The organism is Brevundimonas sp. TWP3-1-2b1 (genome assembly GCF_049896165.1).
GTDB lineage: Bacteria > Pseudomonadota > Alphaproteobacteria > Caulobacterales > Caulobacteraceae > Brevundimonas > Brevundimonas subvibrioides_B.
The window spans coordinates 37,297-60,242 of record NZ_JAFCTT010000017.1; the positions used below are offsets into that span (position 1 = coordinate 37,297).

The window sequence follows — 22,946 nt, forward strand, 5'->3', positions numbered from 1 at the left end:
CCATGGTCGACGCAATCACCGCCAACGAGGCCGTCAGCCGCACCGGAACCAGCCGCGCCAGCCTGGTCTCGAACTTCGAGACCTTCCTGCAGCTGCTGACCGCCCAGCTGAAGAACCAGGACCCGCTTTCGCCGCTCGATTCCAACGAGTTCACCGCCCAGCTGACCCAGATGACCGGTGTCGAGCAGCAGCTGCTCACCAACGACCTGCTGACCAGCCTGCTGGAGGCCCAGCAGGGCGGCGGTCTGGGCGGTGCATCCAACTATATCGGCAAGAACGCCACGGCGGCCTGGGGCGTCACCAAGCTGGACGAAGGCTCGGCCAACTGGTCCTACGAACTCGGCGCCGCGGCCTCCGAAGCCACGCTCCAGGTGCTGGACTCGAGCGGCAAGGTCGTCTGGACCGGCCCCGCCCCGGACCGCACGAGCGGAACCCATGATTTCGTCTGGAACGGCAAGACCACCGCCGGCGACCAGTTGCCCGACGGCGGCGTCTATTCACTGAAGGTCACCGCCATGAACGGGACGAACACCATCGAGTCCCAGGTCCTGACCCGCGGCCGCGTCACCGGCGTCGAGATGTACGACGGCGTCCCCTACCTCACCATCGGCAACTCGATCGTGCCTGTCTCGAGCGTCTTCGGACTGCAGGACCACGTCGCCGCCGCCGAAGCCTCCGCCGCCAGCGCCGAGGACGACGAGAAAAGCCTCGCCGCCCGCATCGCCGATGCCCTGAACCCCCTCAAGTTGCTTTCCTAAGGAGCCCACGTCGTGAGCATCAACTCAGCCCTGCTGGCCGGCGTGTCCGGTCTGACCGCCAACTCCGCCGCCCTGGCCGCCATCTCGCAGAACATCGCGAACGTGAACACCGTCGGCTACAAGCGGACCACCGTCGACTTCTCGACCGTCGTCAACGCCCAGAACCAGGGCGCCGGCTACTCTGCGGGCGGCATCCTCGGCACGACCCGAAACTATATCTCCCAGGCCGGTCAGCTTCAGCGCACGACATCCTCGACCGATCTCGGCATCGCCGGCCAGGGCTTCTTCGTAGCGACGGAGAAGTCCGAGGGCCTGGACGCCGGCGACGCCCGCCTGTTCACCCGCGCGGGCGCCTTCCGGGTCGACGAGTTCGGTTATCTGAAGAACACCGCCGGCCTCTATCTCCAGGGCTGGCCAGTGGACTCCGAGGGCGGGATCGTCCGCGACCCGTCGGACCTGAACAAGCTCAAGTCGATCAACGTCGGCTCGGTCGGCGGAACGGCCGAGGCCACGACCCGCGCCCAGTTGAACGCCAACCTGCAGTCCAGCCAGGCCGTGTCACCCGACATCGCCACCTACAGCCTGGCGACCAACTCGATGTCCATGTACGATGCCGAGGCCGGCACGGGCTTCAAGCCCGACTTCCAGATCACGATCCCCGCTTCGGATTCCAAGGGCGGCCAGCGCTCGATCGCCTACTCCTTCATCAAGACCGCCAACCCGAACGAATGGCGCGCGGAAGTCCATGTCATCCCGGCCAGCGACATCGAGAACGGCTCGACGCCGTCCAACGGCATCCTGAAGTCCGGCCTGGTCCTGTTCACCCAGGACGGCCGCCTCGACGTCGACGGCATGAAGGCGGCCGAAATCGCGACGCCGGGCACCATGCTGTTCGCCGATCCGTCCGTCGCCTCAATCACCCTCGGCGCCTCCGACCCCGCGACGGTAGGCACGGCCGTGGCGCCCCAGTGGCGCGACTCCCTCGGCATCGACAACCAGACCATCACCTTCGATCTCTCCGCCTCGGCGGGCGGCCTGACCCAGTACGACTCGGATTCGATCGTCCAGGCCGTGACCACCAACGGCACGGCCTTCGGCAACCTGTCGAACATCGAGATCGACGACGAAGGCTATATCACCGCCATCTTCGACAACGGCGTCACCCGTCGTGTCGCCCAGGTCGCCCTGGCCACCTTCACGAGCCCGGACAGCCTCGCGGTCGCCAACGCCAATGCCTACCGGGTCAGCCAGGGCTCCGGCACCTACAACCTCAAGGCCCCCGGCACCGGCGGCGCAGGTCTGATCGGAGCGTCCCAGCTGGAAGCGTCCACGGTCGATCTGTCGCTGGAGTTTACCGGCCTGATCACCACCCAGCGCGCCTACTCCGCCTCGTCCAAGATCATTACCACCGCGGATGAGATGTTGGCCGAACTTATCAGCATCAAACGCTGATCTTCAGGTAACGCGGCGTTCAGCTAGATGAAAATTTACTCAACAACCGGCCGAAACGGCGTTCCGGGAGAGGATGGATTTTATCCATTCCTTCACCACGACGCTAAACCCGGCCTTAGCGGCGCCTCGCTATCTTCACGATCAATTGGTGGTGGTGAATGAGGCAAAAGCCCATGTTGCAAGAGCGACGCGTGAACAAGCAAGGCGAGCAATATGTCGTCGGTCCGACGGGCACCCCCCTGACGATGCGTGACCTGCCGCCCGAGAATACCGACCGCTGGGTCATTCGTCGCAAGGCGGAAGTCGTGGCGGCCGTGCGCGGCGGGCTCCTGAGCCTGGACGACGCGCTTCTGCGCTACCGTCTGACGGCCGAGGAGTTCCTCGCCTGGCAGAAGGCGATCGACAAATGGGGCATGCAGGGCCTGCGCACGACGCGGATCCAGAACTACCGCTCCTGAAGGTCTCCTCCCGAGACGACGGCAACGGCCGCACCCGGCAACGGGGGCGGCCGTTGCCGTTTGGGGGATCGGCCTCGAAATCGTCTCCCATCCTGTCTATATGCGCGCCATGACGTTCCCATCCCGGCACGTGGGCGAGCCTGTTTGCCCGATCCCGACCATCGTCCCTGTCGACATCGACGAGGCGGTCGAGAGCGCGCGTCTGGCCGTCGGCCTGCCGGTCGGCTCGCGCGTCGTCGCGGCCATGTCGGGCGGGGTGGACTCCACCGTCGTCGCGGCATTGCTGCACAAGGCCGGCTACGACGTCGTCGGCGTGACGCTCCAGCTCTACGACCACGGCGCGGCGCTCAAGAAGAAGGGCGCCTGCTGCGCGGGTCAGGACATCCACGACGCCCGTCTGGCCGCCGAGATGCTGGGCATTCCCCACTATGTCCTCGACTACGAGAGCCGCTTTCGCGACGCCGTCATCGACCAGTTCGCCGACGATTATCTGCAGGGCCGCACGCCGGTCCCCTGCATCCGCTGCAACCAGACGGTCAAGTTCCGCGACCTGCTCGACGTCGCCCGCGACCTCGGCGCCGCCGCCATGGCGACCGGCCACTATGTCGGGCGAGCCGTCGCCGCCGATGGCCAGACCCAGATGCGCAAGGCCATCGACCCCTCGCGCGACCAGTCCTATTTCCTGTTCGCCACCACGCGCGACCAGCTCGACTATCTGCGCTTCCCGCTCGCCGGTCTGGAAAAGCCCGCCGTGCGCGGGGTCGCCCAGTCGCTGGGCCTCAAGATCGCCTCCAAGCCCGACAGCCAGGACATCTGTTTCGTGCCGTCCGGCGACTATCGCACCCTGATCGACCGCCTGCGCCCGCAGGGCCGCGAGGCTGGAGAGATCGTGCACATGGACGGCCGCGTTCTCGGAAATCACGCCGGCATCACCGACTACACCATCGGCCAGCGCCGCGGCCTGAACGTCGCCGTGGGCGAGCCCCTGTTCGTGACGAAGCTGGACCCCGAGAACCGCCGCGTCATCGTCGGCCCGCGCGAGGCCCTGCTGACCGCCTCCCTGACGCTCGACGAGACCAACTGGCTGGGCGACCACGCTTCGATCGAAGCGGCGGCCGAAGCCCATGCCCCGGTCCTCGCCCGCGTCCGCTCGACCCGCCCGCCCTCGCCCGCCCGTCTGACGCTTCGGGACGGCGCGATCTCGATCGTCTTCGAGACCGGGGAAGAAGGCGTCGCCCCCGGCCAGGCCTGCGCCCTCTACGACCCCGCCGATCCCGACCGTTTGCTGGGCGGAGGCTTCATCGCCAGCACCACGGCCGTGGCGGTCTAGCTCTGCGACAACCCGTCAGCCAAACTCGCCATCCGGTTGACTCGCACAACCTAATGGAGTGAGATTTGCGCGCGGGCTTTTCCGCATGGGAGGGTTGGATCATGATGAAACTGAAATTCGCCGCCGCCCTGGCCTCGTCGATGATTGTCGCCCTGACGCCGATTTCCGCCCACGCAGGCAGTCCCGCCTGCACCGCCTGTTACGGCTCTTGCTGGGATGCCTACAACGGCAACGATACGATGTTCTCCCAGTGCATCAACAGTTGCACGGACGAGAATGGCTACGCCTGTCCGGTTATACTCTAGGATAATCTTCGAACATCAGGCGGCCAGATTGCTTTCCTTCGCCATGAAGGACATCCAGTCCTGGCCGCCTCTTCTTGCGAAGCCAGGACGGAATGACCGTATCGTCTGCGATATCAATATTCCTGACCTTTGCACTCCTGCAAGCAGGTCAGCGGCATGACGGCGTCTACAGCGGCTCCTCAAGCCTCGTAGGCCTCGCGGATCAATACTGTATGGGTCCGGACGGCGATCAGGTTCTGACATGGACCTTGGCGGCCCGGAACGGTTTCATCCCCCTGAACATGGAAGACTTCCCAAATCTTCGGCTGCCCGGAGCCAGAGGACTGCGCGGGTTTACCAGGACCACTGACGGCGTCGAAATTCGCGTGCTCACCGCCGCCAATCGCGTGCGGCAATACGGCGAAGACACCTACTATCACCTCTGCTGGGTCAGCGCCGCTGACGCAAACCGGCGCGAAGTCGACCGGGAGCTGCAGGCGTATCTGGGCGTCCGCAGGTTCCGACAGGAAGGCGCCTTCATGTATCCGTGGGTGACCCAGCCGGACGGCTCGCGCGAGAGCGTGTCTCGTCGAGACTTCGACCTTCAAGGTTTCGGCCTGTCCAGAGAACGGGGAATGAAGGTCGTTCTGACCGGCGAGTGGCGTGGCCAGGTGTCGGTGACCTTCATGACGCCGGTCAGTTCCTGTGCGGACTGGTGCTACTGAGCCGCGGATGCGGAAAGGATTGGCTCCGATGGTCTGGTTGGGCCGCTAGCGTCTTCGAAACCGGACAAGAAGGCGTCGCCCCCCGGCCAGGCCGGCGCCCTCTGCGATCCCGCCGATCCCGACCGTCTGCTGGGCGGAGGCTTCATCTCCAGCACCACGGCCGTGGCGGTCTGGCCCTGCGACAACCCATCAGCCAAACTCGCCAGCCGGTTGACTTGCACAACCTATTGGGGTGAGATTTGCGCGCGAGCTTTTCCGCATGGGAGGGTTGAATCATGATGAAACTGAAATTCGCCGCCGCCGCTGTGGCGGCGCTGAGCATCGTCGCTCTGTCGCCGTTCTCCGCTTACGCACGCAGCGCATCCTGCACGGCCTGCTTCAGCGCCTGTTGGGATGGTTACAACGGCAACGACACGATGCTTTCGATGTGTTACAACAACTGCCAAGACGAGTCCGGCAGCACTTGTCCGGTGGTGCCCCGTTAATACTTAGCGGCTCAGTCGCGGGCAACATGTCGCGGCTGAGCCATTTGCGCCTGTCTCCGCTCGCTATTCATCGGATGCCATGAGTCTTGTCTCTCGGGTTTTGGTCTCGCCAGCCGCGCTGATTGCGACATCGTGGGGCCAAATGACGCCTCCAGCGCAAGCACCTTCTGATCTCACTGACCTCGCCCAAACTTACTGTTTCAGCGCGGACGGGGATCACTACGCGACCTGGGACAGGGCGCGACGAGACGGTTTCACCGAGCTTCGACCCGAAGACTTTCCGAACCTTCACATGTCCGTGGCCCTAGAATTGCGAGGATTTACGCGCACGCAAGACGATACGGAAGTTCGCATATTGACGGCGGGCACCTGGATCAACAGCGGCGAACATGGCCTTGCGCACTACAAATTGTGCTGGGTCAGCGCGAATCCGGCGGATCGGCGAACACTGGATCGGGATCTCCAGCAGTTCTTCGGCCATCGCGGCTTTCGCCAGTTGCATGCCCGCGTCTTCGCCTGGATTCCGTTGGCCGACGGGACGGAACGCCCCGTCACCCTTCGCGAGTTTCAGCGCGGCGGCCACCGTCTGTCTCGCGAACAGGGCATGCGCCTGGTCGTAGCCGGAAACGTAAGAGAAATGGCGACAGTAGCCTACATGGTCCCGACCGAGGACTGCGAGGACTGGTGTTACGGGTCGACCAGGGCGCGCTGACGCTGACCGGTCTGCTATAGGGCCGCATGTCCGACGACCTCTCCGCCCGCCAGGGCCTGCCCGAGCCGTATCGCTACCTGCTCGCCGACCTGCCCCGCGACCGTTGGCACGGCCATGAGGTCGCGGCCATGGCCCGGTTCTGGCTGCAGATGCACTCCGGCTTCCGCCGCGAGGCCGCAGCTATGGACGCCCTGACCGGCCAGTGGCGCTCAGGCGCTCTCGCCCTGCCCGACCTGCACCGCCGGCTGATCCCGACGCTGCAGTCGTTCCTCCAGCACCTCGACGGCCACCACAACATCGAGACCCACCACTATTTCCCGACCATGCGTCAGGTGGAGCCCCGCATCGGCGCCGGCATCGACCTGCTGGATCGCGACCATGACGTCATCCACGGCCATCTGGAGACCCTTTTCCAGACCGGCCTCGCCTTTCATCAAGGCGTCAGCGGCCCTGCGCCCACGGCAAGCGACGCCGCCGCCCGCCTCGCCGACGCCCTCGACAAGGCCGGTCCGTCGCTGTCCCGCCATCTCGGGGACGAGGAGGACATCGTCATCCCCCTGATCACCCGCCACGCGGATCACTTCAAAGGCTGAAGCCTGGAGCGTTCGGCCCTCAAAGGGGCTCAAAGGAGCGCGGACCTCCAGGTCCGCTCTTTGCGCCGCCGAAGAGCGGACCTGGAGGTCCGCGCTCCAAGGGCGCCGCAACTCACCTGTCGAACGCCCTAGGTCGGCGACATCGGCCCGCGCATGGCCCGCCCGCCGTCATGCGACCGCTCCGCCAGCACATAGCCATGCTCGGCCATCATGGCCGGCTGGTCCGCCAGCTTCGTCGTCATGAAGGCCATGGCCACAGCGTTCAGCCTGGCCAGCGGCGTGTCCCGCTCGACCCGTCCCAGCCAGCCCGCCAGCTTCGGCCAGCGTCCGGCGTCGACCTCGGTCCCCACGACCCGCGCGTTCAGGAAGGCCGGCGCCAGGCTGAAATCCGCCAGCCCCGCCTCAGCCCCGAACAGGAAGCCGCCGGTCGGCATCACGCTCTCCAGATAGTCGAACGTCTCGGGAATCTCGACCGCCCTGGCGTGCTCGACCAGGTCCTGATCCATCGGCTCCTTGAGGATGCGCGGCTTGATGGCGATCTGGAAGAACAGTTTCCAGCCCAGCACGTCGAACAGCCGGGTGTCGGCGTATTCCTCGATCCAGCGCGCCCTCGCCCGGTCCTTCGGATCGGTCGGCAACACCGACGGCGTGGGCCGGGTGTCCTCGATATACTGGGCGATGATACTGCTGTCGCACAGCGTCAGATCGCCCTCGATCCACACCGGGATGCGCCGCAAGGGGCTGATCTTCGAGAAGCGCTCGTCGCCCCGGAACGGGGTGATCGGATCGATGGCGACCTCGATCCCCTTCACCGCGCAGATCGCCAGGATCTTGCGCACATAGGGCGAGACCGGATTGCCGATCAGGGTGACCGGCGGCTGGCTCACGCCGCCTCTTCCGCAGTCGTTTCCCTGGGCATGACCTCCCCGACCGTCGGACAGTTCTCGACGCGGGTCAGCTTGATGTCGCGCCGGTTCACCAGCTCGCCGCAGCAGCTGCAGGCGAGGCGGGGCTGCAGGGAGTGGCCACAGGTCGCGTGGATCATGTCGAAACCCGCACTCTCCTCGCCATAGACATGCTTTGCCCCCCAGCCGTGCAGTGTGACCAGCACGTCGGACAGATCCTTGCCCTTGGCGGTCAGGACGTACTCGTTCCGCGGCGGCCGCTCCGAATACAGCCGCGGCTCCAGCACCCCGTGCTGCACCAGGGTCTTCAGCCGCGCCGCCAGGACGTTGCGGGCCACGCCCAGCCGCTCCTGCCACTGTTCGAACCGTTTCACGCCCTGGAAGGCGTCGCGGATGACCAGCAGCGTCCACGGATCGCCGATGACCTCGAGCGTCGCGGCGATCGAGCAGCTCTGGCGAGAATAGTCGGCTGTGCGTCCCATGACACGAAGGTGACGTCGCGTCAGCGGTTTGGCAAGAGGGTTGCCAAAAGGAACCCAGTAGGTCAGTCTTGTTTGGCTACGGACACGGCGAGCAGCCCTCGCGGCGTTCCTGCATTCCTGAACTGTGCGGGCGGCGACCTGTTTGCCGCCCGCCTCCTTTTCATCGTGGACCCCGGTATTCGCCGGGGTGCACGGAGGGAGATGGAAAGACCGACGATGCCCGAACAGACGATGACGGAAGCCCTGACCCTCGCGCCCGGCGACGACGGCGCGCTCAGCGCCGACCTGCACGGCGACTTCTCCAACGGTCGGCTCAACGCCCCGCCGGAGACCGGCTTCCCGTTCGGCGGCCTGATCGCGGCCTTGTGCGCCTCTGCGATGCAGCAGGGCCTCGGCATCACCGCCCCCCTGCGCAGCCTGTCAGTCCAGTACATGACCCCGGCCCGCTTCGGTCAGCCGATCCACTTCACGCCCCGGCTGCTGCGCGGCGGCCGCAGCGCCGCATTCGCCCAGGTCGACGTCACCCAGAAGGACAGGGAGGGTCAGGATCGCCTGACCAACCACGCCGCCGCCACCTTCGGCGACGACGTCCCCGGCCCGGCCCTGACCCCGCTGGCCGCCCTGCCTCCGCTCGGCGCGCTCCAGACCGGCCGCGACCTCGAAGGCCCGATGGCGCCGCGCTTCTCCCAGCACGTCGACTATCGTTTCGAGACCGGCCCCCACATCCTTCAGCCGGTCCCCGGCCGCCCCGTCATCGAGCGCTGCTGGATGAAGATCCGCGACGGCGGCCCGCTCGATGTCATCGGCCTCTGCTACCTGCTGGACGCGCTGTATCCGCCGGTCTGGACCGCCATCGACAAGCCGCTGGGCATGGCCACGGTCGATCTCCGCTACGACATCCTCACCGACCCGACGCCCGAACACTGCCCCGACGGCTGGGCCTTTTTCGAGTTCCGCATGCTCGACTTCGGCTCCGGCTGGACCGTCGACGAAGCCACCGTCTGGGCCACCGACGGCACGCCCCTGGCGCTGGCGCGACAACGCAGGAAGCTGGCGCCGGTGAGGCCTGCGCGCTGAATACGGCTGTGTGGATTCCGTGCATCCCCGCGAAGGCGGGGACCCAGTACTTTGGGCGACTGGCGATACCGAGCACACGCTGTCGGCGATCCCGCGCACCGTGCCTTGGCTAAAACCTGGGTCCCCGCCTTCGCGGGGATGCCCGGTTGGGGTGCGACCTGGTCCATACCCATCAACGGATCCCCGGAATCCACCTTTCAAATCAATGCCCGGCTCTGTTTAAAGCCTTTATCGCAGGCGCCCCTCGAAACCGTGCGACACTGCGCACGATCTTTGACAATTCTGCTCGCACACCGCCCCCGATGTAGACTCTGTCGACTCTATCGACTCCATTTTTGGAGTCGCGCCGACCCGACCGCTTCGAACGCTTCGGACGATGTTTTACAGTCCGCCCCGCCGTCTTCCCAAGGCCACGCCCCCGCTCTAAGACGCGCCTCCCCTTACCGAGACCCGCCCTTGCCCTTCCCGTTCGAGATTTCCGCCACCGAAGGCCGCGCCCGCACCGGCGTGCTCAAGACCGCGCGCGGCGACATCCGCACCCCCGCCTTCATGCCCGTCGGCACCGCTGCCACGGTCAAGGCGATGACCGTCGAACAGGTCAAGGCGACCGGCGCCGACATCATCCTGGGCAACACCTACCACCTGATGCTGCGCCCCGGCCCCGAGCGGATGGAGCGGCTCGGCGGCCTCCACAAATTCATGGGCTGGGACAAGCCGATCCTGACCGACTCTGGCGGCTTCCAGGTCATGTCCCTGGCCGGTATCTCCAAGGTCAAGGAAGACGCCGTCACCTTCGCCAGCCACATCGACGGCTCAAAACACGTCCTGTCGCCGGAACGGTCGATCGAAATCCAGGCCGACCGCATCGGCGCCGACATCTCGATGCAGCTCGACCAGTGCGTCGCCTGGCCGGCCGAGCAACCTGCTGCAAAAGCCGCCATGGAACTCAGCATCCGCTGGGGCGCCCGCTCGAAAGCCGCCTTCGGCACGCGCGAGACCCAGGCCCTGTTCGGCATCCAGCAGGGTTCCACCTTCGAGGACCTGCGCCGCCAGTCGTCGGACCAGCTTCGGGAGATCGGCTTCGACGGCTACGCCATCGGCGGCCTCGCGGTCGGCGAAGGCCACACGGCCATGTGCGAGGTGCTCGACTACGCCCCCGACATGCTGCCCGCCGACCGCCCCCGCTATCTGATGGGCGTCGGCAAGCCGATCGACCTGGTCGAGGCGGTGTATCGCGGCGTCGACATGTTCGACTGCGTCCTGCCCACACGGGCCGGCCGCCACGGCCAGGCCTGGACCTGGCACGGCCCCATGAACCTCAAGAACGCGCGCTTCGCCGAGGACCAGGATCCGCTCGACCCGATCCTCTCCGGCCCGTCCTCGCAGTATTCAAAGGCCTATCTGCACCACCTGATCCGCGCCGACGAAATCCTCGGCAAGATCCTGCTCAGCTGGCACAACATCGCCTTCTTCCAGGCCCTGACCGCCGCCATGCGCGACGCCATCCAGCACGGCCGCTTCGACCAGTTCCGCCGCGACTTCCACACCCGCCACACGTCGAACTGAGATGCGGATCGAGAAGTCAGGCTTCCACGCCTACAACACCTATCTCGAGGAACCGCCCCGCCCGGACGGCAACGAGACCGCCCTGCACCGCCACGTCATCATCATCGGCGGCGACAAATATTCCTTCTTCGCCCACTGGTCCGGCAAGTTCGCGCACAAGGGCGAGCGGATATCCTTCGACTGGGACTGGGACAGGACCGGCGAGTTCCGCAACATCGACAAGCCGTCGTTCGAAGCCTTCTCGAAGGATGGCGCGGTCCAGATCAGAGGAGATCGCAGCGATCCGCGCCGGCCGGGTGGCCGCTGACGGCAATCAATCCTCCCCCATTGGGGGGAGGTGGCGCGGCGCATCTTCGCGCCGTGACGGAGGGGGCCCGACGCAAGCGACAGCGTCTGGGGTTAGCCCCCTCCACCGCTTCGCGATCCCCCTCCCCCAGCGGGGGAGGAACAAGACTACCGTTGCGACCGTCCCGTCGGCTGGAACCAGGCGGGCGAGGCCGGCGGCGCACAGTCAGCCCGCATGCCCAGCCCTTTCAGGAAGGCCCGCCTCAGCCGCCCGGCCTCGACCGCGTCCTGAACCGCCTTCGACCGCGCCTGGGCCCCGGTCAGCTGCCGCACCCAGCTGCGGTACGGAATGAAGTCCGTCGTCGCGTCCCGGATGGCGGCCAGCATCGCCTCCGCCAGCGCGTCCTGGGTTCGTTCATTCAGGGTCGGACTGTCGGGCGCCGGCGGCTCGTCCCGATCGGGGCCCAAGGCCTCGTCCAGCCGCGCCACCTCGGCGCCGATGGTCGTGCACTGGTTCAGATTGCGCCGGTCATAGGGATTGGCCTGGGCCTGCAGCAACACGGTCGGGATCTGGTCCCGGCGCACGTTCAGGTCGACCAGCGGCGACGTCACCGCATCGCCGAAGCCGGCCCCCACCTGCCGTGCGGTCGAACAGCCGCCCAGCAGGGCCAGAACCGAGATCGAAAGGAGGACGCGACGCAACGGCACCAAAACCTAGCCCGCGTTCAACGGCCGGATCGACTCGGCTGTGAACGGCTGGATCTCGCTGCCGAAATTGACCCACAGCACGGTCGTCGGATCGCCGTCCTGCACATAGAAGACGTGATCGCCCGACATCTGCTCGCCCAGGTCGCCACAGGGCGGATCCATCGGCTCGCCGCTGCCGTCGCCGGAGGAGAAGGTCTCCCACCGGGTCTTGATCGGCTCGGGCGGCACCAGATGATAGATGCCCTCGGCCACGCCGTCATAGGTCGGGCGCGCCAGCACGCACTGGGCCGTGTGCGGCCCCGGCGACTTGGTCCGAATCTCGGCCAGGACGGCGTCGATCGGCGCGTCGGCGGCCTTCTTGAACACGATAATCGTCGGGCTGCGCGCGGTCTGGCCGTCGTAGGTCCCTTCCAGCGCGAAGCCCGGCAGGCTGGCGTCATGGACCATGTGCGTATTGCCGGCCTGGGGACAGGCATAGCTCCAGACCGACAGACCAGACCCTTGCGTCTCGCCCCAGGTGCAGTTGACGAAGGTCTCCTGCATCATCTGACTGGGCTGCGGCGCAGCGGCCTGGGTTGGAGCCGGACCGGCGTCGGCCTTGCCTTCGGTCTGGTTGCAGGCCGTCAGCCCGATAAGCGCGACCGAAGCCGCCATGATCCCGATGTTCCGCATGTCCGTCCTCCCCGAATGGTGCCGCACCATACCGGCGACCCGCACGAAGTCCACGCGGCCGACGGATCGATCATGAAAGGAAGGAGAACACTTGTGGCTCAAGCCGCGAGCAACCGCGTCGCAAGCGGTAGCCACCCGCAAAAGATAAGATGGTACGCCCTCTCGGGCTCGAACCGAGGACCCTCTGATTAAAAGTCAGATGCTCTAACCAACTGAGCTAAGGGCGCGCACCGCAATCCGAAACGGCTTGGGCGTTTCGCGGTTGCGCCTTCTGGTTCATCGAACCCGCCGGGTCAAGGCCTCACCTCGACCAAACTGACGACCGCAGCTAGCAAGGCCTCCATGAAACCTCTTTCCGGCGTACGCATCATCGAATTCGACGGCCTCGGTCCCGTGACCTTCGCCGGCATGGTCCTGGCCGATCTGGGGGCCGATGTGCTGCGCCTCAGTCGCGCTGACGGGGCCGGCGTCTTCGGCGATGTCGGCAACGCGGTCATGCACCGGGCGCGGACCGCCGTGCCCGTCGACCTCAAGTCGCCCACCGACCGCGACCGAGTCCTCGACCTGATCGCGAGCGCCGACGCCGTGATCGAGGGCTTCCGCCCCGGCGTGCTGGAACGACTCGGTCTTGGGCCCGAGGACTGCGCCGCCCGCAATCCGAAGCTCGTCTTCGGCAGGGTCACGGGCTGGGGCCAGACGGGTCCGCTAGCCCAGACGGTCGGCCACGACATCAACTACATCGGCCTGACCGGCGCGCTGCACGCCATGGGCGAGGCGGGTCGCCCGCCCGTCCCGCCGCTAAACCTCGTCGGCGACTACGGCGGCGGCGCCATGCTGCTTGTGACAGGCGTGCTCGCCGCCATCATCGAGGCCCGGACCACCGGCAAGGGCCGCGTCGTCGACGCCGCTATGACCGACGGCACGGCTTTGCTGTCCGCCCTGTTCTTCGCCATGACAGCGAGCGGCCTCTGGTCCGGCGAGCGCGGCGCCAATCTGCTGGACGGCGCCGCGCCCTTCTATCGCTGCTACGCCTGCGCCGACGGCAGGTTCGTCGCGGTCGGAGCGCTGGAGCCTCGCTTCTACGCCGCCTTGCTGGCCGGACTGGACCTCGAGGCCGCCGATGCGCCTCAGTTCCCGGTCAGCGGCTGGCCGTCGCTGGAAGCCAGGTTCACGGAACTGTTCGCGGACCGGACCCGCGACGAGTGGGCCGCCCATTTCGAGGGAACCGAAGCCTGCGTCACGCCAGTGCTGACCTTCGCAGAGGCCGCCGACCATCCGCACAATCACGCTCGAGAAACCCTCGCCGGCTCTCCGCTCCAGCCCTCGCCGGCCCCCCGATTCGATGGCCGGGTGGCGCCGATTGAGCCGTCGGCATCGCTTTCCTTGACTGAAGCCCTCTCCCGCTGGGTCTAGGCGACCTGCGCGTTCGTTTCTTCGATCGACTCGGCACAGGCCTCCGCCAGGGTCGCGGCCAGCAGTACCGGATCGATCGGCTTGGTCAGGAAGGCAAAGACCCCCGTCGCATCCCAGGCGGTGCGATGCACGTCCATGGCGTTGGCGGTCAGGGCGATCAGCGGCGTGCTGCGGTTCAGCCCCCCGGCCCGAATCTGCGCCGAGGCCTCCAGCCCGTCCATGACCGGCATCTGCATGTCCATCAGGATGGCGTCGAACCGCTGGGTCTTCGCGGCCTCTACCGCCTCGGCCCCGTTCTCGACCAGCAGGATGGTGCAACCGTGCGGCTCCAGCAGCAGGGACAGGATACGCCGGTTCACTGCGTGATCGTCGGCGGCAAGGATGACCTTGCCCTGCAACCCCGCCTGTTCGGCCACCCGACGGCGCGCCTCGGTCGCCGGCTTGGCCACAGCCTCCATCGGCAGGCTCAGCAAGAAGGTCGAGCCCTCGCCTTCGACGCTCTCGGCGGCGAGGCTCCCACCCATGATCTCGGCCAGGCGGCGGCTGATCGCCAGCCCGAGGCCGGTGCCGCCGTATTTGCGCGTCGTGCCCGCGTCGACCTGCTCGAAACTATCGAAGATGCGCGCCAGGCGGTCCGCCGGAATACCGACGCCGGTATCGGTCACCGCGATGATCAGATGATTGTCCTTCGCCCGCCAGTCGACCGCGACGGTGATCGCGCCGTCGTCCGTGAACTTCACCGCGTTGGACAGCAGGTTGAACAGCATCTGCTGCAGGCGCAGCGGATCGGTCCGGACACAGTCGGGCACATCGGGCTCGATCTCGATCTTCAGCCGCACGCCGTTGGCCTCGGCCTTGGGGCCCCAGAGCCGACCCAGCGATCCCAGCTTCTCGCGCAGGTCCATCACCGAGGATTCCAGCGTCATCTTGCCCGCCTCAATCTTGGACAGGTCGAGCACGTCGTTCAACAGGCCGACCAGCACGTCGCCGGAGTCCAGCAGCATCGACACATGCTCACGCTGTTCCCGATCCAGCCGCGTCCGGCGCAGCAGATTGGCGGCCGAGATGACCGCGTTCATGGGGGTGCGAATCTCATGGCTGATGACGGCCAGGAAGTCGGACTTGGCGGCGCTGGCTACCTCGGCCTTCTGGCGTTCCAGCCGCGCCTCCGCGTTCGCGGTCTGCAAGGCTGCCGTGGTCTTGCAGCTCTGCCGCACGGCGACGACCAGATGCATCATGTATAGCAGCCCACCCAAGGCGATCAGCATCTCCTGCGGCTTGCCGTCGACGATGGCGCCGACGATGGGCATGCCGAGAAAATAGAGGCTGTGTGGGATGACCGCCGCGAACAGCAGCGGCCGCACGTGGTGCATATGCAGGCTGACGTGCAGCAGGCCCCCGGCCACCTGGACAATGGCGAACAGTCGTCCTGCGTCGCCGCCAGCAACCCACAGATACGCCGCGATGCCGGAATAGACGATCACATTGACGGAGGCGGTGGCGCAAAGCGCGATCTTGTAACCAGACGAGGGCACGACCTGCGGCCGCTTGCGCAGCGGCCGGAATACGGCCCAGTCGAGCCCCTGCGTCGCCACCACCGCCCCGAACCACACGGCCGGCCAGAAGGTGTGGGTCAGGAACCACGTGGTTACGGCGATGAACGCCGCCAGACCGATCCGCGTCCTCAGTTCGCGGAACCGCACCTGGGCGATCATGGCATAGCCGTTCGCCGTCATTCTTGAACCCTCTCCCGTTCGATAGGAGTGTCGCGGCAATAGAAGAATGATTGGTTGCCAGAACGCCGTTGATCCAGCGTGACCGGCAACGTGGGACGAGTTATGGAACAGGGCTGTTCACGGCGCGTTCCAACGCCGCACTCCGGGGGAGATTTGAAATGAAGCGTTTGATGTTGCTCGTGGCTCTCGGGGCCGCCGGTCTGGCCGTCGCCGGCTGCGAAGACCCCATGTCCCAGCAGGTCGAGACCGCACCGCCGCCCATCGAAGCGCCCATCGCGCCGTCGGCGACCGACCAGGGCGTGCCCGCCGCAGACACCACAGCGCCCACGGGCGCTCCGCCCACCAACTCGACCCTGCCGCCCGAGCAGCGCTCTTCGGAAGAGACGGTTCAGCCCGAGAGCGAAACCCTGTTCTATTGATCGGCCGCAAGGTCGTCCCGATTCGCTGATTGAGGGGGGCCTCAGGCGAGCCTGGTCCAGTTCGGACCATGTCGCCGCTCAGGGTTGTATATTGACGTCGAGGTCCTCTCCCTTCTCACGCATCACCTCCGCGTTCCTCGCGGCGGCCCTCGGCTTGGGCGCCATGGGCGTCGCGGGGACCGCCTCGGCCGATCCACGCGCCCAGATCCGCGGCGACCTCGACGCCGAGCTGCGCACGGCCCTGACCCGCGCGATCGGCGAGGCCGACGGTCCTCCCACCAACGGCTTCGACGCCCGAAGGCGTGCTCGCGCCGCGATGGCCTCGGTCGAGGCCCTGCTGCGATCCGAAGGCTACTACCAGCCCACGCTGGCGGACATCGTCGAGGGAGAGGACAATCCAATCGCGATCGTCGAGATCACGCCGGGCCCGCGTTTCGTCCTCGCCGCCCCGACCATCCAGTGGATCACGCCCGAGCCAGAGCCCGCGGTCATCCGCACGGCCCAGGCCGAGATCGCGCTGGAGCCCGGCGATCCGGGTCGCGCCGCCGACGTCATCGCCGGCGAAGGCCGGATCATCGCCAGGCTGGCGCGCGAAGGCTATCCCGATGCCGTGACCCAGCCGCGTCGCGTCGTCGTCGATCACGCGACCCTCACCGTCGCCCCGACCTTCAACATCAACTCCGGCCCCCTCGTTCGCCTCGACGGCGTGCGGGTGGAGACGCGCGGCCCGACAAATCCCGCCTGGGTCAAGGGCCTCGCGCCCTGGAACGAGGGTCAGCGTTACGACCCCGAACTGGTAGCGGAGCTGGAGCGGCGGCTGCTGGAGACCGGCGTCTACGACGGAGTCGCGGTGGCCCTGACACCGGCGGACCAGACCAACCCGGCGGGCAACCGGCCCATCGTCGTCACACTCACCGACCGGCCGCGCCGGATCCTGGAGGCCGGCGCGACCTTCTCGACCGCCGACGGTTCAGGCGTGAACGGACTCTGGACCTGGTACAATCGCTTCGGCCGCGCCGACACCCTGCGGTTCGAAGCGCGTCTCGCCACGATCGACAGCCGCATCGGCGCCGACCTCAGCCTGCCCCACTGGCGCACGCCGGGCGAAACCCTGGCCCTGTCCGCCGCCATAGTGAACGAGGACACCGACGCCTATCGCCGGACCGCCGCCGTCGTGTCCGCCGACCTTCGCCAGCGCATCGGCAAGATCTCGTACTACAGCTACGGCGTCGGTCTGGACGCCGGTCGATACAATGAGAACCGCTTCGATCCGATCACACGGGCGCCGGTCAGCTTCGACCGCGATCTGGCGATCCTGACCGCCAGGGGCAGCGCCTATATCGATCAATCGAACGACCCGCTGAACCCCACCACCGGCTGGCGCATGACGCTGAATGTCCAGCCGACGGCGGTGGCGGGCGAGGATACCGTCCTGTTCCTGCGCACCGAGGCCCAGGCCACCGCCTACATGCCGGTCCAGGACAACGGCCGCACCGTCCTGGCCGGCCGCTTGCGAGTGGGCTCGATTCTCGGCGGCGATGAACTCAGCGTCCCGTCGGACCGGCTGTTCTATTCCGGCGGCGGGGGTTCGGTGCGCGGCTACGGATATCAGGGCGTCGGACCGCGCCTTCCCGACAACACGCCGCGCGGCGGTCTTTCGCTGTTCGAGGTTTCGGCCGAGGTCCGGCACGACGTGGGCAAGGGTTTCGGCGTTGTCGGCTTCGTGGATGCCGGGGCGATCGGCTTTGCCGAGACGCCAGACTTCTCCAACCTGCGCTACGCCGTGGGCATCGGCGCCCGCTACAACCTGTCCTTCGGCCCGATCCGCGCCGACATCGCCTTCCCGCTCGACAAACGCGAGGGCGACGCAGGCTTCCAGGTCTACGTCAGTATCGGCCAGGCATTTTGACCGAGCTCGTTCCCGACACGCCCGAAGCGCCCGAAACGCCGGCCAAGGCCGAAAAGCGCCGTCGTACCCGGCTTCAGGCCATCGCCTTCTTCGGTGGCTTCGCCCTGATCGGCCTGCTGGTCCTGACCCTGATCCTGGCCTTCGGCGGCCGGATGTATCTGGTCTCCGGCCCAGGGCGCGACCTAGTCACCAGCTTCGTCGCCGGCAAGAAGATCAGCCGCTACGGCCGCATCAATGTCGAGGGCTTACAGGGCGATCTGTTTGACGACTTCACCCTGGCCCGCGTCACCATCACTGATGAAAAGGGCGTCTGGCTTGAGGCGCGCGACGTCCGCGTGGACTGGAGCTATTGGCCCCTGGTCACCCGGCGGTTCCACGCCTCGGACATCACCGCCCGGTCGATCCGTCTGATCCGCCGGCCGGAGCTCGATCCGCCGGACGGCAAGCCGCCCCGGCCCATGCCGATCAGCATCGACATCGACCGGTTCACGGCCGACGTCGAACTCCTTGAAGGCTTCTCCCAGGAGTATGGTCGCTGGCGCCTGACCGGCGACGCCCGCGTCCCGCGCACAGGTGACAAGACGGCGACCGTCAGCGCCTACAGCCTGAACCGGCCGGGCGACTTCCTGCGCGTCACAGCCACCCTCGGCGACAAGCCGGAGGATCTGCGCCTGAACCTTCGCGCCAGCGAAGCGCAAGGTGGTCCGCTGGCCGGATCGCTGGGCTATTCGCCCGACCAGCCCTTTTTCGCCTCGGCCCTCGTCAACGGCGACATCGTCAACGCCACGGTGCGCACCGGCGACTTCACGCCGCTGACCATTCGGGGGCGCTATGGCCCCGAGGGCTCGCGCATCTCGGGTTACTTCGATTTCAGCGGGTCCGATCTGCTGGCGCCCTTCGTCGAACGCATCGGCCGCACCGCCCGCTTCGGCTTCGCCGCCATCCCTGACGCGACCCGGGAGAACGTCCAGGGCATGGCCTGGCGGCTGACCTCCGAGAACCTGCAGTCCAGCGCCCAGGGCATGATCCATCTCGACGACCGGAGCGCGCCGGATGGCGTGGCCCTGACGGTCTCGACCGGGTCGGTCACCAGGCTCGTCGGCACGACCAGCGGCGGGGCGGCGACCTGGTCCGGCGTTTTCACCGGGGACGCCGAGCGCTGGGTGCTGAACGGCGACGTCCGCATGGCGAACGCTTCTCTGGCCAGCTATGCGGCGCAGACCATAGCAGGCCCGCTCGACATCTCCGCGGACAACGGCCGCATCGGCCTGACGGGCGATCTCGCCGTCGCAGGGGGACGCAGCGAGGGTATCGTCGGCGCGCTTCTGGGGGCCGCGCCGCGCCTGTCCTTCGAGGCCTCGCGCCTCGCCGACGGGGCTATCCTGCTTCAGAAGATCGACGTGCGCGGTCAGGCCCTGACCGTGACCGGCTCGGGCGGTCGCGGGCTGACGGGCGGTCTTGGTTTCCGGGGCCGGGCCGACATCACCGATGTCAGCCGCATCCGAACCGGAGCGCGCGGAACCTTCGGCGGGCCGATCCAGGCAACCTCGGCCCGCAGCGGCGCGCCATGGGTCCTGACCTTTGACGGTCGCGGCGGCCGTATCGCCACCGGCATGGCCGAACTGGACCGACTGCTGGGCGCGACGCCGCGTCTGCAGCTCGCAGGGAGCCTCGACGATGGCCGTATCGCCGTCGAACAGGGCATCCTGACCGGCGCTGCCGGCACGGCCTCGGCGCGCGGTCTGATCGAGCCCCAGGGCCGTCTGCGTCTGGCCCTGAACTGGAACGCCCGCGGCCCCTTCGGAGTTGGCCCCCTCGCTATCGACGGCGCCGTCACCGGCGCCGGCGCCCTGACCGGCACCCTGGCCCAGCCTCGCGTGGACCTGACCGCCGCCTTCGGCAGTATCGCGGCCGGCCCGCTGACCCTGACCGATGCCGACCTGATCCTGAGTTTCCGCAAGGGCGCGGACGCTTCGGACGGCAATATCATCATGACGGCGGGATCGAACTACGGCCCCGCCCGGGCGGCCGGGAACTTCTTCCTCGGCGGAAATCGCATCCGCCTGACTGAGGTCGACCTGAATGCCGGCGGCATAACCGCCCAGGGGTCGGTCGCCCTCGCCAACACTACGCCGTCCAGCGCCGACCTGACCTTTACAGCCCGTCCCGGAGCCTTCCTGGCCTCCGGGACGGCGGAAGGTCGCATCCGTCTGAGCGAAGGCGCAGGCGACGAGACCGCGATCCTCGACGTCGCAGGCTCCAACGTCCGTCTGACCGGTTCGACCTATGTCATCCGCACGTTCGAGCTGGACGGCCGCGGCACGCTCGAACGCCTGCCCTTCACCCTGAAGGCCGATGTCGGTGGCGATACGCCCGTCTCCTTCGACGGCACGGGCGTCTATTCGCGTCGGGGCGAGGCCCAGAGCATCACCCTGAGCGGCGGTGGCAAGGTTCGCGAGATCGGCTTCTCCACCCGGAACCCCGCCGTCATCGCCCTGGCCGGAGACGGTCGTGTCGCCCGTCTCGATCTGTCAGTGGGCGGCGGCATCCTGCTGGGCGAAATCCGCCAGGACTCGGACGCCGTCGTCATCCAGGCGGATCTGACCAGCGTCGAGCTGGGCTCCATCGCGCCCGATCTGCGAGGCCGGGTCACGGGCCGCGTTTCCCTGCGCGGCGCCGGCGACGACCTGTCGGGATCCGCCAACGTCAACCTGGCCCAGCTCCGCAGCGTCGATGCGCCCCGGGGCCTGTCGGTCGACGGCTCCGTCAATGCGACCCTGGTCAACGACGCGCTGAGAATCCAGGCCAGTGCAGCCGGAACCGACGCCGTCCGCGCCACCGCCGACATCACCCTCCCGGTCGAGGCGTCGGCCGCACCGTTGCGCCTGGCCATCGTCCGCACCCGTTCGATGTCGGGCGAGGTCGAGGTCCACGGTCAGATCCAGCCGATCTGGGACGTCTTCTTCGGCGGCGAACGCACCCTGGCCGGTCAGGTCGATGGCAACGCGACCTTGGGCGGCACCCTGGCGGCGCCCCTGATCAACGGGCGGCTGAACCTGCGGGACGGCCGTTTCCGCGACAACGGCGTGGGCCTGACACTGGACGACGTCACCCTGGCCAGCCGGTTCGACGATGCGACAGCCCTGATCCAGACCTTCGCCGCCACCGACGGCTCGGGCGGCACGGTGTCCGGTGGCGGCCGGATCGGTTTGCGCGAGGGTTCGGGCTCGAACTTCGAACTGGCGCTGACCCGTTTCCGCATCATCGACAACGATATCGCCGAAGCCCGCGCCTCGGGGCCTCTGACCGTTGTCCGCGCCGCCGACGGCAACATCCAGCTGGCGGGCGAGATCGGCATCGACGAGGGCCGGATCGAGGCCAATCCGCCGGGCTCCAACGGCATCGTCGGCATGGACGTCGTCGAGATCAACCGCCCCGGCGGCGATCCCGTAGAGACCGACGACGACGGTCCCAGCCGGGGTCCCCAGATCGGCCTCGACATCCGGTTGCGTTCGCGCGGCGACGTGCGGGTCGCGGGCAGGGGTTTGAACGTCCTGCTCAATGTCGACGCCCGTGTACGGGGCACGGTGGCCCAGCCTGTTCTGAGCGGCAACGCCACCATCGTGCGCGGCGACTACGAGTTCGCGGGCAAGCGGTTCGTCTTCGACGATCGGGGCTCCATCGCCCTGTCCACCGACCCGGCCCGCATCCGGCTGAACCTGTCGGCGATGCGTGAGGATCCCGCATTGACCGCGACCATCCGCGTCACCGGCACGGCGGCACGGCCCGAGATCCTCCTGACCTCCACACCGGCTCTGCCCCAGGACGAGATCCTGTCCCAGGTGCTGTTCGGACGTTCGGCGTCGCAGCTGTCGCCGTTCGAGGCGGCCCAGCTGGCGGCGGGGGTGGCCTCGCTGGCGGGTGGCGGCGGCTTCGATGTGATCGGAAACCTGCGCGAATTGGCCGGGCTGGACCGGCTGTCGTTCGGCGGCGAGGCCTCGGCCCTGACCGTCGCGGGCGGCCGCTACATCACCGACAACGTCTATCTGGAAATCATCGGCGGCGGCGAAGGCGGGGCGGCGGTCAATGTCGAATGGCAGGTGCGCAAAAACATCGCCATCAGCTCCCAGTTCGGCGGACAGGGCGACGCGACCCTGTCCATCCGCTGGCGACGCCAGTCCCGCGTCCCCGGAACCGGAGCGCAGGACCGACGGCCCAACAGTTCAGCGGACCCGGATTAGCGCGACTGCTCCATCTGGATCCGGTCCAGCTGCTTGATGCCCTTCAGGCCCGTGACGTGCAGGATGAACTGGACGACCATGACGACGACCGACAAGGCGATCTGCCACATCGGAATTTCCGGCATGTTCGGCACGGAGTTCGCCAGCATCGGCGTCGCCAAAGTGGACAACAGACCGTAGGCAAGCAGCACTAGGAACAGGATGGCGATGAACTTGCCAGGGTTGCGCCACTGGACGATGCCCAGGATGGCCTGGAGCGCCACCATGAAGCCGGCGACATAGAGGGCAATCTGACCGGCGGCGGCCATGCCGGCCGCCTTTTCCGCATCGCCGCCCGCGGACTGCGCAAGAACGTCCTGCAACTCGCCCGGATTGGCCATCGTCCAGGCCAGGCTGATCAGGCCGACCACGACGCCGATGAAGATCGAGATCGCGCTGGCCTTCGCCCCGCGTTCGGCATCGGCCTCGGTCGTCATCGGGCTCGAGGGATTCAGCGCTTTCAGCCAGTTGCTCATGTGTCTTTCCTCCAAAATGACAAGCACGTTTTACATGATGGCGGCGGAGGGCGCAATATTGTTCGGCCTTCTCCCTCCCCTCGGGGGAGGGCCGCCGCGCAGCGACGGGGCGGGGGCGGCAGGGGGATGCGGAGGCAGGGTTGCGGGGGTTTGCCTTGCCGCCCCCGCCCGGTCTCCGCCTTCGGCTCCGACCACCCTCCCCCGAGGGGGAGGGCAGTGAG

At 67.3% G+C, this 22,946-nt stretch carries 22 protein-coding genes and 1 tRNA gene; 15 read left to right on the top strand and 8 right to left on the bottom strand.

Annotation, left to right across the window (positions count from 1 at the left end):
• The first annotated feature begins 2 nt into the window (after positions 1-2).
• The 7 genes from ACP7AB_RS14675 to ACP7AB_RS14705 all read left to right on the top strand — a co-directional run bounded on the left by ACP7AB_RS14675 (position 3) and on the right by ACP7AB_RS14705 (position 5,492).
• Complete coding sequence (locus ACP7AB_RS14675; protein ID WP_425990562.1) at positions 3-758, top strand: flagellar hook assembly protein FlgD; 756 nt, start codon at positions 3-5, stop codon at positions 756-758.
• Positions 759-770: 12 nt separating this feature from the next.
• Positions 771-2,210, top strand: coding sequence for a flagellar hook-basal body complex protein (locus ACP7AB_RS14680; RefSeq protein WP_425990564.1), 1,440 nt, complete (start codon positions 771-773; stop codon positions 2,208-2,210).
• Between the two features lie 173 nt (positions 2,211-2,383).
• The gene (locus ACP7AB_RS14685; protein ID WP_271085516.1) at positions 2,384-2,668 is read left to right on the top strand and encodes a DUF1153 domain-containing protein; all 285 of its coding nucleotides are present in this window, start codon (positions 2,384-2,386) and stop codon (positions 2,666-2,668) included.
• 100 nt (positions 2,669-2,768) lie between these two features.
• Positions 2,769-3,998 carry a tRNA 2-thiouridine(34) synthase MnmA gene (gene mnmA / locus ACP7AB_RS14690; RefSeq protein WP_425990567.1) on the top strand — a complete coding sequence of 410 codons (1,230 nt, stop codon included), beginning with the start codon at positions 2,769-2,771 and terminating at the stop codon, positions 3,996-3,998.
• A 101-nt stretch (positions 3,999-4,099) separates the two neighbouring features.
• On the top strand, positions 4,100-4,303 hold the full coding sequence (locus ACP7AB_RS14695) for a hypothetical protein (RefSeq protein ID WP_425990569.1): 204 nt from the start codon (positions 4,100-4,102) through the stop codon (positions 4,301-4,303).
• A gap of 212 nt (positions 4,304-4,515) precedes the next feature.
• Positions 4,516-5,007: a hypothetical protein gene (locus tag ACP7AB_RS14700; protein WP_425990570.1), complete on the top strand. Its 492-nt coding sequence runs from the start codon at positions 4,516-4,518 to the stop codon at positions 5,005-5,007.
• A 275-nt stretch (positions 5,008-5,282) separates the two neighbouring features.
• Positions 5,283-5,492 carry a hypothetical protein gene (locus ACP7AB_RS14705; RefSeq protein ID WP_425990572.1) on the top strand — a complete coding sequence of 70 codons (210 nt, stop codon included), beginning with the start codon at positions 5,283-5,285 and terminating at the stop codon, positions 5,490-5,492.
• A 304-nt stretch (positions 5,493-5,796) separates the two neighbouring features.
• Here the strand turns inward: ACP7AB_RS14705 and ACP7AB_RS14710 are convergent, their stop codons facing one another.
• A complete protein-coding gene (locus ACP7AB_RS14710; protein WP_425990574.1) occupies positions 5,797-6,075 on the bottom strand; it encodes a hypothetical protein in 279 nt (92 codons plus the stop codon).
• A gap of 155 nt (positions 6,076-6,230) precedes the next feature.
• Here ACP7AB_RS14710 and ACP7AB_RS14715 point away from each other — a divergent pair, with 155 nt between their 5' ends.
• Positions 6,231-6,797, top strand: a complete 567-nt coding sequence (locus tag ACP7AB_RS14715; protein ID WP_425990576.1) for a hemerythrin domain-containing protein — start codon at positions 6,231-6,233, stop codon at positions 6,795-6,797.
• Between the two features lie 128 nt (positions 6,798-6,925).
• On the opposite strand, the gene ACP7AB_RS14720 is transcribed toward ACP7AB_RS14715, so the two are convergent.
• Complete coding sequence (locus ACP7AB_RS14720; RefSeq protein WP_425990578.1) at positions 6,926-7,684, bottom strand: glutathione S-transferase family protein; 759 nt, start codon at positions 7,682-7,684, stop codon at positions 6,926-6,928.
• Complete coding sequence (locus ACP7AB_RS14725; protein WP_425990580.1) at positions 7,681-8,184, bottom strand: winged helix-turn-helix transcriptional regulator; 504 nt, start codon at positions 8,182-8,184, stop codon at positions 7,681-7,683. The genes ACP7AB_RS14720 and ACP7AB_RS14725 overlap by 4 nt, the downstream gene beginning before the upstream one ends.
• 216 nt (positions 8,185-8,400) lie before the next feature.
• Between ACP7AB_RS14725 and ACP7AB_RS14730 the strand changes: the two genes are divergently transcribed.
• The 3 genes from ACP7AB_RS14730 (at position 8,401) to ACP7AB_RS14740 (ending at position 11,134) form a co-directional block, all read left to right on the top strand.
• Complete coding sequence (locus tag ACP7AB_RS14730) at positions 8,401-9,261, top strand: acyl-CoA thioesterase (RefSeq protein ID WP_425990582.1); 861 nt, start codon at positions 8,401-8,403, stop codon at positions 9,259-9,261.
• 456 nt (positions 9,262-9,717) lie between these two features.
• The gene (gene tgt, locus ACP7AB_RS14735; RefSeq protein ID WP_425990584.1) at positions 9,718-10,827 is read left to right on the top strand and encodes a tRNA guanosine(34) transglycosylase Tgt; all 1,110 of its coding nucleotides are present in this window, start codon (positions 9,718-9,720) and stop codon (positions 10,825-10,827) included.
• 1 nt (position 10,828) lies between these two features.
• Positions 10,829-11,134, top strand: a complete 306-nt coding sequence (locus ACP7AB_RS14740; protein ID WP_425990586.1) for a hypothetical protein — start codon at positions 10,829-10,831, stop codon at positions 11,132-11,134.
• 146 nt (positions 11,135-11,280) lie between these two features.
• Here ACP7AB_RS14740 and ACP7AB_RS14745 read toward each other — a convergent pair whose 3' ends face one another.
• The 3 genes from ACP7AB_RS14745 to ACP7AB_RS14755 all read right to left on the bottom strand — a co-directional run bounded on the left by ACP7AB_RS14745 (position 11,281) and on the right by ACP7AB_RS14755 (position 12,719).
• Positions 11,281-11,814: a hypothetical protein gene (locus ACP7AB_RS14745; RefSeq protein WP_425990587.1), complete on the bottom strand. Its 534-nt coding sequence runs from the start codon at positions 11,812-11,814 to the stop codon at positions 11,281-11,283.
• 12 nt (positions 11,815-11,826) lie between these two features.
• Entirely contained in the window at positions 11,827-12,492 is a 666-nt protein-coding gene (locus ACP7AB_RS14750) for a hypothetical protein (RefSeq protein WP_425990589.1), read from the bottom strand.
• A gap of 150 nt (positions 12,493-12,642) precedes the next feature.
• Positions 12,643-12,719: transfer RNA gene (locus tag ACP7AB_RS14755), tRNA-Lys, on the bottom strand.
• A 115-nt stretch (positions 12,720-12,834) separates the two neighbouring features.
• Here ACP7AB_RS14755 and ACP7AB_RS14760 point away from each other — a divergent pair.
• Entirely contained in the window at positions 12,835-13,905 is a 1,071-nt protein-coding gene (locus ACP7AB_RS14760) for a CaiB/BaiF CoA transferase family protein (RefSeq protein WP_425990617.1), read from the top strand.
• Here ACP7AB_RS14760 and ACP7AB_RS14765 read toward each other — a convergent pair.
• Positions 13,902-15,641, bottom strand: a complete 1,740-nt coding sequence (locus tag ACP7AB_RS14765; protein ID WP_425990619.1) for an ATP-binding protein — start codon at positions 15,639-15,641, stop codon at positions 13,902-13,904. The genes ACP7AB_RS14760 and ACP7AB_RS14765 overlap by 4 nt on opposite strands.
• A gap of 158 nt (positions 15,642-15,799) precedes the next feature.
• Here ACP7AB_RS14765 and ACP7AB_RS14770 point away from each other — a divergent pair, with 158 nt between their 5' ends.
• The 3 genes from ACP7AB_RS14770 (at position 15,800) to ACP7AB_RS14780 (ending at position 22,210) form a co-directional block, all read left to right on the top strand.
• Positions 15,800-16,060 carry a hypothetical protein gene (locus tag ACP7AB_RS14770; protein WP_425990621.1) on the top strand — a complete coding sequence of 87 codons (261 nt, stop codon included), beginning with the start codon at positions 15,800-15,802 and terminating at the stop codon, positions 16,058-16,060.
• Between the two features lie 91 nt (positions 16,061-16,151).
• On the top strand, positions 16,152-17,969 hold the full coding sequence (locus tag ACP7AB_RS14775; protein ID WP_425990623.1) for an autotransporter assembly complex protein TamA: 1,818 nt from the start codon (positions 16,152-16,154) through the stop codon (positions 17,967-17,969).
• Positions 17,966-22,210 carry a translocation/assembly module TamB domain-containing protein gene (locus tag ACP7AB_RS14780; RefSeq protein WP_425990625.1) on the top strand — a complete coding sequence of 1,415 codons (4,245 nt, stop codon included), beginning with the start codon at positions 17,966-17,968 and terminating at the stop codon, positions 22,208-22,210. The genes ACP7AB_RS14775 and ACP7AB_RS14780 overlap by 4 nt, the downstream gene beginning before the upstream one ends.
• On the opposite strand, the gene ACP7AB_RS14785 is transcribed toward ACP7AB_RS14780, so the two are convergent.
• Positions 22,207-22,725, bottom strand: coding sequence for a hypothetical protein (locus tag ACP7AB_RS14785; protein ID WP_425990627.1), 519 nt, complete (start codon positions 22,723-22,725; stop codon positions 22,207-22,209). The genes ACP7AB_RS14780 and ACP7AB_RS14785 overlap by 4 nt on opposite strands.
• Positions 22,726-22,946 lie beyond the last annotated feature (221 nt).